At 34.4% G+C, this 12,451-nt stretch carries 6 protein-coding genes and 1 other RNA gene; 5 read left to right on the top strand and 2 right to left on the bottom strand.

The features are described from left to right. Positions 1 to 100: 100 nt before the first annotated feature. From ATHE_RS02290 to ssrA, 3 genes are all read left to right on the top strand, one after another. Positions 101 to 3,520, top strand: a complete 3,420-nt coding sequence (locus tag ATHE_RS02290) for an SNF2-related protein (RefSeq protein ID WP_015907059.1) — start codon at positions 101 to 103, stop codon at positions 3,518 to 3,520. A gap of 113 nt (positions 3,521 to 3,633) precedes the next feature. Continuing rightward, complete coding sequence (gene smpB, locus ATHE_RS02285; RefSeq protein ID WP_015907058.1) at positions 3,634 to 4,110, top strand: SsrA-binding protein SmpB; 477 nt, start codon at positions 3,634 to 3,636, stop codon at positions 4,108 to 4,110. Beyond that, positions 4,111 to 4,477, top strand: a transfer-messenger RNA (tmRNA) gene (gene ssrA / locus ATHE_RS14200). It begins immediately after the preceding gene. 230 nt (positions 4,478 to 4,707) lie between these two features. On the opposite strand, the gene ATHE_RS02280 is transcribed toward ssrA, so the two are convergent. Together ATHE_RS02280 and ATHE_RS02275 are read right to left on the bottom strand one after the other, a co-directional pair. Beyond that, positions 4,708 to 6,054, bottom strand: a complete 1,347-nt coding sequence (locus tag ATHE_RS02280) for a sugar transferase (RefSeq protein ID WP_015907057.1) — start codon at positions 6,052 to 6,054, stop codon at positions 4,708 to 4,710. A gap of 16 nt (positions 6,055 to 6,070) precedes the next feature. Then, positions 6,071 to 7,294, bottom strand: a complete 1,224-nt coding sequence (locus tag ATHE_RS02275; protein ID WP_015907056.1) for a glycosyltransferase family 4 protein — start codon at positions 7,292 to 7,294, stop codon at positions 6,071 to 6,073. A gap of 257 nt (positions 7,295 to 7,551) precedes the next feature. Here ATHE_RS02275 and ATHE_RS02270 point away from each other — a divergent pair, with 257 nt between their 5' ends. Further along, positions 7,552 to 9,987: a GH36-type glycosyl hydrolase domain-containing protein gene (locus ATHE_RS02270; protein ID WP_015907055.1), complete on the top strand. Its 2,436-nt coding sequence runs from the start codon at positions 7,552 to 7,554 to the stop codon at positions 9,985 to 9,987. Positions 9,988 to 10,012: 25 nt separating this feature from the next. Then, the gene (locus ATHE_RS02265; protein WP_015907054.1) at positions 10,013 to 12,385 is read left to right on the top strand and encodes a GH36-type glycosyl hydrolase domain-containing protein; all 2,373 of its coding nucleotides are present in this window, start codon (positions 10,013 to 10,015) and stop codon (positions 12,383 to 12,385) included. Positions 12,386 to 12,451 lie beyond the last annotated feature (66 nt).

Raw genomic sequence — 12,451 nt, 5'->3', positions numbered from 1 at the left:
TTTGCTTATTGAATGTTCTTCATTTTTTGATAAAATCAATATGAATGAAAATTCCTGCATAAAATTTACTTACTAAAAGGGATAAAGGATGTGAAATACAATGTCAATAGAGCTTAATTATCAAACAATTGTAAAGTTTTTAGCAGATAGTCAACTTGCTCAACTTGCAAAAAATAGAAAAGCTTTTGAAAAGGGAATATCTCTTGCTCGAAAAATACAAAAAGAAGACATTCAATATGATCAAGAAGAAAATGCAATATTCGGCAAAGTAGAAGATGGTAAAAATGAATATTGGGTTTTTGTTGATTTTGATTTGCCTTCATATATGACTCAGGACTTTTTTGGTAATATCAAAATTGAAAATATAATCATAAGTGCTGCATGTACATGTAGTTTGGAAAATATTGATTTAGAATCTGAAGAAGATATTGATATAGAAGATTTAGTTCTGTTCGATGATTTTTGTCGGCATATAATTGCTGTGTTAAAAAGTTTTGCCGATGGTAAATATATTCTCAATAGCCTAAATAAAATGCAAGAAACTTTGCTTCAAATGTTAGAACAAAAATTAAATGAGGCTATTGAGAAGGAAAGAAAACAAAATTCCCGGATTTATCAATTTTTTGCAAGCAATTTTGAAGAAAATTATATAAAGTTTTCACTTGATAATTTATCTATAAAATCTCCTAACATATTTTTAGAAAAATACTTCGGATATTCTACTAATGATTTAGTAACTTTAAAATTAAAAGTAAAAACTTTAGATTTAAAAAGAGACTATGTGGTTTCAAATATACCAGAATTTTTAAAAGCATACGAACAAAAACAACCATTTCAGTTTGGTAAGAATTTTGTGTACAATCCTACTTATCATTTTTTTGGTGAAAAAGACAAAAAATTTTTGAATGCGCTATTGAAATATTTGAACTTTTTAGATTTAGAAACAGAAAAAAATACTATTTACCTACCTGTAAAGATAGCAAATGAAATAATCGAAATCCTTGACAATGAAGAAATTTTTATATCTTTTGATTATTTTGTGGCAAATTATTATGATGCTCAAAAAGTAAAAGTTGATCTTTGCACTAAAGTAAAACCAAAGATTTTATTTAAACTTGAAGACAATCAGGTAAGACTTTATAGTGATTTAATAGACACTGCCAACAAAAAATTTTTATATAGCGATGGTAGTTATTTTGTCTCAGGTGACACTTTATATAAGCTTTCGCCAGAGCAAAAGATATTTTCTTCAATTATCAAAAAAATGGCTGAAGCAAATAGAGTATTTAACTTTTTCAAAGTTGAATACGTTAAATTTTTTACCCTCAATAAAGAAGACTTTTGTGAGTTCATGAACAAATATTATTTATTTTTAAATGAGCACTTTGAATTAGAAATTGACCCAGACCTCAAAAAATTAATATTAGAAGATTATATTATTAAACCCAAACTATACTTAGAATTTGAAAATGAAAGGTTTGTCGCAAGAATCAGTGGAATGAATGAAATATTTGATATAATATCAAAAACAAAGAAAGTTCCATTGTTTGATTATTTTGGTTTGTTTGAGATACAAAGTATTTTATTTGCTTATGGGTTTAATGAGATAGAGTCTGACCAAGAATTCTGTTATGAATGTGTTGACCCTGATTTGTTTATGGAATTTTTAGCAGAAGGTATTCCACAAATCCAAAATATAACCGATGTTTATTATTCAGAAGATTTTAAGAAGCTTAAAATAAAGAAAGATGTAAAAATTATTCCCTGCTTAAAATATTCAAAACACTCAATTGACTTCTGGCTTGAAAGTGATGATCTTGATAGCTCAGAGCTTAAAAATATTCTTGATGCAATCAAGAAAAAGAAAAAGTATTACAAACTCAAAGATGGCTCAATTTTAATTTTAGAAAGTCCAAATATAAAAAGATTTGTTTCATTTATAGAATCTGCATCCGATATTGGCCAGGTTGTAAAAGAAAAAGCTGAGCTTTCTTTACAAGAAGCAGTGGCTGTAACAAAACTTTTAGAAGAAAGCGAAATTCAGGCAAATGGAGTTGAAAGTATAAAAAATATTGTTGAAAAGATAGAAAATATTAGGGAAATTGATATTGAAATTCCAGTTGAGCTTCAAGATGTGTTAAGAGATTATCAGAAACTTGGAATAAAATGGTTATCTTCTCTATTTGAAAATGAACTTGGTGGAATTTTAGCTGATGATATGGGGCTTGGAAAAACTCTGCAGGTACTTGGCTTTATTCTTGCAAATAAACAAAAAATTAAAAAGCCAGTATTAGCCATTGTACCAACATCACTTATTTATAACTGGAAACAAGAGATTGAAAAATTTGCGCCAGGTCTGAAAACTTTAATTATTGACTCAACACCTGCAAAGCGCAAAAAAGCTATAGAAAAAATACCAGAGTATGATATTGTAATTACATCATATGCACTTTTGAGAAAAGATATAGAACTTTATAAGGATATCAATTTTAGTGTTTGTATCTTAGATGAAGCACAGTACATAAAAAATCCTCATTCGCAAATAAAGCTGGCTGTAAAAGAAATCTGGGCAGACACTAAATTTGCATTGACTGGTACACCAATTGAAAATAATCTCATTGAACTGTGGTCAATCTTTGATTTTATACTTCCTGGATATTTAGGTGGAGCTGAGAAATTTGTTGAGCGTTTTGCAATGCCAATTTATAGCGGAAACAATGATGTGTTGGAAAAATTGAAAAAGCTGATAAAACCGTTTGTTTTAAGAAGAGTAAAACAAGATGTATTAAATGAACTTCCTGAGCTAATAGAAACAAATATCCAAGTTGCAATGAGCCCTGAACAGGAAAAAATTTATAAGCAATTTTTGGTCTCAGCCAAAAAGGAGATTGAAAAAGAGATAGATTCAGTTGGGTTTGAAAAAAGCCAAATAAAAATATTTTCCCTATTAACAAGGCTAAGACAAATTTGCTGTCATCCAAAGCTTGTATTTGAAGATTACAAAGGAAGCTCTGGTAAGATGGAAGCACTGAAAGAAATTTTACAAGACAGCTTAGAAAGTGGGCACAGAGTAATTATATATTCTCAGTGGACTTCAATGTTATCTATTATCAAAAAAATGCTTGACAAGGAAAAAATTTTATACTTTTATTTAGACGGTGCAACAAAAGCTGAAGACAGAGTTGAAATGGTGAACAGGTTCAACAGTGGAGAGAGAAATGTCTTCTTACTTTCTCTAAAAGCTGGTGGATTTGGGCTCAATATTACTGGTGCAGACGTTGTTATTCACTTTGATGCATGGTGGAACCCTGCAGTTGAAAACCAGGCAACAGCAAGAGCACACAGGCTGGGTCAGAAAAATGTTGTTCAGTCATTTAAGATTATAGCCAAAAATTCAATAGAAGAAAAAATACTTGCTTTGCAGCAAAAAAAGAAAGACTTATTCGATAGCTTAATCGAAGCAAGTGAATATTTTATATCAAAACTCACAAAAGACGAAATAATGGATCTTTTGGAATGATGAGATGTAGAACAAATGTAAAGCATATTGGGGATTGACAAAAATTTGTTTCTATTATATAATAAAAGTTTGCAGAGAATAATTGTTTGGAATCAATTGCAGGAGTTGATTAGATGTCTGAAAAGAATAAACAGAATGACATAAAAGTCATAGCAACAAACCGCAAAGCTTATCATGACTACTTCATCGAAGAGACAATCGAAGCAGGAATTGAGCTAAAAGGCACAGAAGTAAAGTCGGTGCGCCTTGGTCATGTTAATCTCAAAGACAGTTTTGCCAGGGTTGAAAATGGAGAGGTCTTTCTCTACAACATGCATATAAGTCCATATGAAAAAGGCAACATCTTTAACGTTGACCCAATGAGAGATAGAAAATTACTCTTGCACAAACATGAAATCAACAGGCTTGCGGGTTATGTTCAGCAAAAAGGTTACACTTTAATCCCATTGAAGATTTACATCAAAAGAGGTAAAATAAAAGTAGAGCTTGCAGTTGCAAAGGGTAAAAAACTGTACGACAAGCGTGAGGCAATAGCAAAAAGAGACGCTGAGCTTGAGATAAGAAAGAAGATGAAAGAGTATTTAAGATGAGGGGGCGTGTTTTGGAATTCGACGGGGGCAGTCGGATTCCAAATAGCGGGTAGTGGTTTTCTCGGAACCACTATAAAAAACCGAGAAGAAAAATAACTGCAGACAAAGCAGAACTCGCTTTAGCTGCGTAAATAAGCAGCTAACGTCCGCCGGAGGTACCCACGGCCTCCGAGCCGGGCGCCAACCCACGTGGGGCACCGAAAGTAAGGTCGCCTGAGCCTTACTTTTGGGACCAATCTCAGGCTGGGGAAGAAAAAGCCTGTCAGTGGGCGTTTTCTTCCCGAGAGCTTAAGTACACTGACTGCACCCGGAGAAGTTTGGGGTTCGATGCCTTCGGACGGGGGTTCAAATCCCCCCGCCTCCACCAAAATAAGACAATTAGAAAATTACTATAAGAGAGGCAGATAATGAATAAAAATCTTAGTTGTTGACATACTAAATTAAAATAAGAACACGATAGATTATAAGATTATAAAGAAAAGCCAGAGCAGTCGGCAGTGCATTACCCAATTGGTAGTGCCAAATATGCCGATTGCTCATTTTTATTGGGATTTTTCCATAAAGCAGAAAGCTGTCTCACAAAATCGAAAAGCAGCCCTATCCTTTTTGGTTTTTTACCCCCTCAGCTGCCTCTTTGGTAAAAATTGTTTTTAAGGTCAACAGTAAAATTTTGATGTCTAAAAATACAGAGTAATTCTTTATATATATCAAATCAAGCCTGAGCTTGTCTTCAGGGCTTGTTGCATATTTGCCATAAACCTGGGCAAGTCCTGTGAGCCCTGCCTTTACATTATGACGAAGCGAATACTCAGGATAGAGTTTTTTAAACTGCTCAACAAAATAAGGACGCTCTGGTCTTGGTCCTATAAAACTCATTTCACCTTTTAAAATATTTATCAGCTGCGGAAGCTCATCAAGCCTTGTTGCGCGCAAAAACCTTCCAACCCTTGTTATTCTGGGGTCGTTTTCGGTTGCCAGAACAGGACCTGTCATCTTTTCTGCATCTTTTACCATTGTTCTGAACTTTAAAACATAAAACTCTCTCTCTCCTTCTGTGACCCTTTTTTGCTTGTAAATTACTGGCCCCTCTGAGTCAATTTTTATGGCAATTGCAATCAAGATCATTATAGGAAAAGAAATAACCAGCGCAACTGATGCAAGAAGAATGTCACAAAATCTTTTTATAAGCTTTTGCTCGGAAGTAAGTTCTGGCTGTTCAATTGAAAGTGTTGCAACATCATCAAACTGAATCACCCTCGCACGTGATACCAATATATCTCTAAAATCTGGTGCTATGAAAATATGTTTTTTGAATTCTATCGCCTTTCTTACAATCTCACTTTTTAAGTTTTCATCCATTTTTGAATAAATATAAATTGTATCAACAAGTTTTATATATAGTATCAATTCTTCTATAGCTTTTGGCTCAAGAACATACTTTACATCTATCCAACCTTTCGAAATATTTTGAAGCTTTTGAGCAAACTCCTGCGCCTTTGACATCTCTCCAATCACAAGTACATGCTTGACACCTTGAACTCTTTTGAAAACATATAGGACAAGTCCTCTCCATCCCAAAAGCAATAAAAACTGTACAAAAAAGGCAATTATAAATATACTGCGTGGGAAAGCAAAGTGTCTGTAGAAAAATGTTGATACAACTGTTAAAAATTGTAGAAGCATTAGAGCCAGACCCAGCGAAAATGCTATTTCGCTAATGGTTTTCATGGTAATAGTATAAAGTCCATAAATATTTAAAAGAACAAGAGCAAAAAGAGTTATTTGAGGAATTAATGTATAATAAGGCATGAAATTTTTCTCTGGAAATGTAAAGTTGAATTTTATAATATAGGCAATTATATAACCTGCATGTACAAGTAAAATGTCCATAAGAACAACAAAAAATTTGCTCAGCTTGTGATAGCTTTTAATATATGATTTCATCTCCTACCATCTCCGCTTATAATATTTTTTCTAATCTGTCTGCAAGCACCTTTATATCATGGTACTTTTGAACATATTCTCTTCCCTTTTGCCCAATTCTCTCTCTTTCTTCTTTGGACATAGCATACAAGCTCAATATTGCCTCAGCAAATGCTTTGCTGTCATAACTTTTGCAGGAAATTCCTGCACCTGACTCTTTGACAATATCGTTTGCTACATTTCCCGCAAAAACAATCGGCTTTGCAGCACACAAATAGTCAAAAAGCTTATTAAGTGATATTCCAAACCTGTAAACTTTTAGATTGTGCATAGAAACAAGTGTTATGTCAATGAATTCAAGTAAGCTTGGCACAGAAAGCTTTGAGATAGGAGAATAAAAAAATACATTTTTAAGTCCAAGCTCCTTTGCCATATTCTCAAGCTTTTCTTTTTCTGGACCGTCACCAATTATCAAAAAATGAATTCTATCACCTACATTTTCCTGGACAATTTTTGCTGCCTCTATTATGGTCTCCATTGCATTTGCCTGTCCAAGCGCACCAAGATAACAAGCTTTGAAATATCCTTTATGTTCATCTAAAATCCTTTTCGTTTCCTCTGAGAGAATATTTTTAAGACTATTAAACCTTTCTATATCACATCCGTTAGGAATATGAACAATCTTCTTTTTATCAATACCCAAACTTTCTATGTACTGGTCTGCCTTTGGCAATACCGTTACAACATAGTCTGCTTTTGTGTAAATAAACTTTTCAAGACTTCTTAAAAGCTTTACAATTACACTTCCTTCCTTCAAAGCACCAAGGTCAATACCACTTTGCGGCCAAAGGTCTCGGACCTCTGCAATGAATTTACATTTAAATTTTTTTGACAGCAAATACCCCACAATCCAGGCAAGAGGATGAAATGAAGATGCCAATATTACATCAGGTCTTTCAAACTTTCTGGCAATGAAATAAAGGTTTTTGGCATATGAAAATATGTTAAAAAGTCTTTTTATATCATTCTTTTTATAAGGAAACGTCTTTATCCACACGAATTTTACTTTCTCATATTCCTCTATTTTAAATTTCTTGCCTTTTTCTAACATCTCAACCCTCTGTTTGTGGTCAAAACTTGAAGCAAAGATGGTAACGCTATAGCCTCTTTCTGCAAGCTGCTTAGCAAAATCAAAATGCCTTGTAATTCCCCCAACTTTTGGCGGGATTGCATAGTGATTTAATATCCAAACCTTCTTCAATCTTCTTCTCCCTTTCCAAAAAACTACAACAGATATTCTTGATTATTTGAGAATCAGCAAAATTTTGTCCATATTGAGTATATCATAATTTGGGCTGATTATTAATATCTAAAATCAAAGCTTTGGGTAGACTGTTTCATGACAAAATAGTGCAAAATAAAAGCAAAATAATTAAAGTTGGCAGTTTGGCAAAAAAGGTATAATTAAGATAGGCATATTATCTTATTGAATATGTTTCGAGAAAGGGGTTTTCAAAAATGAAGTTTGGCTATTTTGACGATGCTAAAAGAGAATATGTAATCACAACACCGCTTACTCCATATCCTTGGATAAACTATCTTGGAATGAAAGATTTTCTATCTCTGATTTCAAACCACGCTGGAGGCTACTGTTTTTATAAAGATGCAAGGCTTCGAAGAATAACAAGATTTCGTTATAACAACGTTCCGCTTGATATGGGTGGAAGATATTTTTACATAAAAGATGGGGATGATGTCTGGTCACCCTCATGGATGCCAACAAGAAAAGACCTTGAATTTTACCAGTGCAGGCATGGTCTTGGTTATACAATTATCACGGGCAGAAGAAATGGTATTGAGGTTGAACAAAGGTTTTTTGTTCCTGTTGATGAAAACTGTGAGATACATCATTTGAGAATTACTAACAAGACAAATACTAAAAAAGAAATTAAACTTTTCTCTTTAATCGAATTTTGTCTGTGGAACGCACTTGACGATATGACAAACTTCCAGAGAAACTTTTCAACAGGTGAGGTTGAAATTGAAGGTTCTGTAATCTACCATAAGACTGAATACAGAGAAAGAAGAAATCATTTTTCTTTTTACTCAGTAAATGTTCCTATTTCTGGGTTTGATACAGACAGAGATACTTTTCTTGGGCTTTACAGAGGATTTGAAAACCCTGCAGCTGTTGAATTAGGAAAAAGTTTTAATTCAGAAGCTCATGGCTGGTCACCAATTGCATCTCACATGATTGAAATTAGCCTTTTGCCAGAAGAAACAAAAGAGCTTGTATTTGTTCTTGGCTATGTTGAAAATGAACCTGAAAAGAAGTGGTTTAAAAAAGGCGTTATAAATAAAGAAAAGGCGTATAAGATGATTGAAAAGTTCTCAAAACCAGAAGATGTAAATGCTGCATTTGAAAAATTGAAAGAATTCTGGGATGGGCTTTTGGACAAGTTCAATGTATCAACAGGAATTGACAAAGTAGATAGAATGGTAAATATATGGAATCAATATCAATGCATGGTTACATTTAACCTCTCCAGAAGTGCATCATATTTTGAATCCGGAATTGGTAGAGGAATGGGATTTAGAGATTCAAACCAGGATATTCTTGGTTTTGTTCACCAGATCCCAGAGCGTGCAAGAGAAAGAATCTTAGACTTAGCTGCAACCCAGTTAGAAGATGGTGGGGCATACCACCAATATCAGCCACTTACAAAGAGAGGGAACAATGAAATTGGTGGAAACTTCAATGATGACCCTTTGTGGCTGATACTTTCAACAGTTCACTATATAAAAGAAACTGGAGACTGGTCAATCCTTGACGAAGTAGTACCATTTGAAAATAACCCTGAAAAAGTGGGAACACTGTTTGAACATCTGAAAAGAGCATTTTATCATGTAGTCAACAACTTAGGCCCACATGGACTTCCTCTTATCGGCAGGGCTGACTGGAATGACTGTTTGAACCTCAATGCTTTTTCGACAAACCCTGATGAATCGTTCCAGACATGTGACAACAAAGATGGCAAAACTGCTGAATCGGTTATGATTGCAGGGATGTTTGTATATGTTGGAAAGGAATTTGTAAAGATTTGTGAAAGGTTGGGTAAAGAAGATATTGCAAAAGATGCACAATACCACATTGAAAAGATGAAAGAGGCAATTTTAAATTATGGTTACGATGGCGAGTGGTTTTTAAGAGCATATGACTACTTTGGAAACAAAGTTGGAAGCAAAGAAAATGATGAGGGTAAGATATTTATCGAAACACAAGGTTTTTGTGTTATGGCACAAATAGGACTTGATGATGGAAAAGCTATCTCTGCACTTGATTCTGTTAAAAAATATCTTGACACAGAACATGGAATTGTACTTGTTCAGCCGGCATTTACTGAGTATAAAATTCATTTAGGAGAGATTACAAGCTATCCACCCGGCTATAAGGAAAATGCAGCAGTTTTTTGTCACAACAACCCATGGATTATGATTGCAGAATGTATAGTTGGAAGAGGAGACAGAGCATTTGAATACTGGTCAAAGATTGCTCCATCGTACAGAGAAGATATAAGTGAAATTCATAAGCTTGAACCATATGTATACTGCCAGATGATTGCTGGAAAAGATGCATACAAACCGGGAGAGGCAAAAAATTCATGGCTGACAGGTTCTGCCGCATGGAATTTTGTTGCAATGACACAGTGGATTTTAGGAATAAGACCTGACTTTGATGGACTTTTAATAGATCCTTGTATACCAAAAGAATGGAATGGATTTACTGTAAAGAGAGTGTTCAGAAATGCAGTTTACAATATAAAAGTAAAAAACCCTGATGGTGTTTCAAAAGGTATAAAAAAAGTTGTGGTTGATGGTAAAGAAATGTCTTCTAATTTAATACCAGCTTTCTCAGATGGCAAAGAGCATTTTGTTGAAGTGATAATGGGATAGAAAAATTTTAAGGAGGGTATTTTTTATGAATTATGGATATTTTGATTCTCAAAACAGAGAGTATGTTATAACAAACCCCAAAACACCAACTTCATGGGTAAATTATTTAGGAACAAGTGATTATTGCCTTATAATCTCCAACAATGCCTCTGGTTATTCGTTTTATAAATCTCCAAAACTTGGAAGAGTTACTCGTTTTAGATTCAATAGTATTCCAATGGACAGACCTGGCAGGTACGTATATATAAAAGATGAAAAAACCAAAGATTTTTGGTCAATAAGCTGGCAACCTGTTGGAAAGCCTCTTGAGAAGTTCCTGAGCATCTGTCGACATGGTCTTGGATATTCAATATTTGAAAGTAAATATAGCAATATAACCTCATCTTTAAAAATCTTTGTCCCAGTAGACAAACCAATTGAAATCTGGGAAGTTAAAATCAAGAATGAGTCAGATGAGAAAAAAGAACTATCGATATTTACTTATACAGAGTTCTGTCTATGGAATTCTATGCTTGACATGATGGATTTTCAGTATATTCTTTATACCTGCAGAATGGGTTACAACAAAGAAGATGAAATTGTAGATTATTCTATCAAACTCTGGAGTCCTTATGAACCAAAAGCATTTTTCACATGCACAAATAAAAAGATTGAAAGTTTTGATACAGATAGAGATGTATTTATTGGTCCATATAACAGCGAGGCTAATCCAGAAGCAATTCAAAACGGCAGGTGTTTTGGCTCAATTGCAATAGGTGGAAATCCATGTGCTGCAACACAGGTAAAAATTGAACTTCAGCCCGGTCAAGAAGAATACTTAGTGTTTGTACTGGGAATAGGAGATGCATACAAGGAAGGAAAAGAATATAAAAAACTATTTGCATCAAAAGAAAATATTCAAAAAGAATTTGAAAAAGTACAAAAGTATTGGAATGAACGACTTAGCAAGTTTAAGTTCTCAACGCCAAGCGAAAAGATGAATTTGATGTTAAATATATGGAATCAATATCAGTGCCATACAACATTCAACTGGTCAAGGTCTGCATCGTTCATTGAAGCTGGTGGAAGAGACGGGCTTGGCTTTAGAGATTCTTCACAGGACATTCTGGGCGTTGCACATTCAATCCCCCAAGAGGTAAGAAAAAGACTTATTGAACTTTTGAGGGCTCAGCTGTCTGAAGGATATGCAATGCATCATTTCCAGCCTCTTACATGGACTCAGGGAGAACATAATATACCACCACGTGAGAGAATTTATTCAGACGACCACTTATGGCTTTTGATTGCTGTGCCACACTATATAAAAGAAACAGGAGACTTTTCCATCTTAGATGAAGTTGTTGAATATGCGGACAAGTCAAGTGCTTCTGTTTATGAGCATTTAAAACAAGCTTTGGAGTTTTCATGGAATCACAGAGGAAAACATGGACTTTTGCTTGGTCTTGCTGCTGACTGGAATGACTGTATCAACCTCAAAAACGGTGGCGAGAGTACATGGTCAACCCAGCTTTATTACAAAGCTTTATCTGAGTTTATAGAACTTGCTGAGTATATTGGTAAGACTGATGATGCTGAAAAGTATAAAGCTTATAGAAATGAAATCAAAAAGGCAATGGAAGAGTATACATGGGATGGCGAATGGTTTGTAAGAGGGTATTTGGCAAGTGGTAAAAAACTTGGTTCAAAAGAAAGTGAGCAAACCAAGATATTCTTAAATTCACAGTCTTGGGCAGTGTTTTCTGGGGCTTTTATTGATGAAAAAGGCAAAATGGCAATGGATAGTGTTAAAAAGTATCTTGCAACAGAGCATGGTTGTGTTAAGAACTGGCCAGCTTATGTTGATTATATCATAGAGGTTGGGGCTGTAACTTCTTTCCCACCAGGATTAAAAGAAAATGCTGCTATTTTCTGTCATGCTAATACATGGGTAATTATTGCAGAGGCTGTACTTGGAAGAGGCGATTATGCATTTGAATACTATATGTCGTTCCTACCTGCAAACAAAAATGATATTGCTGAAATCTATACCACAGAACCTTATGTTTATTCCCAGTTTATCACCGGAAAAGAACATCCATATTATTTTGGCCGTGCGCGAAATCCATGGTTGACAGGTACTGCAACATGGGCATTTGTTGCAGCAACACAGTATATCCTAGGGGTTCGCCCACACTACAAAGGTCTTATTATTGACCCATGTATACCAAATCAGTGGGACAGTTTTGAAGTTGAGAGAGTTTTCAGAGGAAGAAAACTTTCTATTAAGGTTTCAAATCCAGACCATATTTCAAAAGGTGTTAAAAAGATATTGGTAAATGGAAAAGAAATTGTGGGTAATCTGATTCCAGTAGAATTGCTTGATGAGGAAAATGTAGTTGAAGTTGTGATGGGAAAATAATATTCAAGACAAGAAAATAAAACTGCAAAAAGAGGAGGCACACCATTGCATATTTAAAGTGGTGTG

It is taken from the genome of Caldicellulosiruptor bescii DSM 6725, from assembly GCF_000022325.1.
In the GTDB taxonomy this organism is placed as follows: Bacteria; Bacillota; Thermoanaerobacteria; order Caldicellulosiruptorales; family Caldicellulosiruptoraceae; genus Caldicellulosiruptor; species Caldicellulosiruptor bescii.
This window is presented reverse-complemented; position numbering and strand designations above follow the sequence as displayed.

Excerpts from the sequence above, each read along its gene's own strand:
- ATHE_RS02270 (WP_015907055.1), top strand. The coding sequence starts at position 7,552 with ATGAAGTTTGGCTATTTTGACGATGCTAAAAGAGAATATGTAATCACA.
- ATHE_RS02280 (WP_015907057.1), bottom strand. The coding sequence starts at position 6,054 with ATGAAATCATATATTAAAAGCTATCACAAGCTGAGCAAATTTTTTGTT.
- smpB (WP_015907058.1), top strand. The coding sequence starts at position 3,634 with ATGTCTGAAAAGAATAAACAGAATGACATAAAAGTCATAGCAACAAAC.
- ATHE_RS02265 (WP_015907054.1), top strand. The coding sequence starts at position 10,013 with ATGAATTATGGATATTTTGATTCTCAAAACAGAGAGTATGTTATAACA.
- ATHE_RS02290 (WP_015907059.1), top strand. The coding sequence starts at position 101 with ATGTCAATAGAGCTTAATTATCAAACAATTGTAAAGTTTTTAGCAGAT.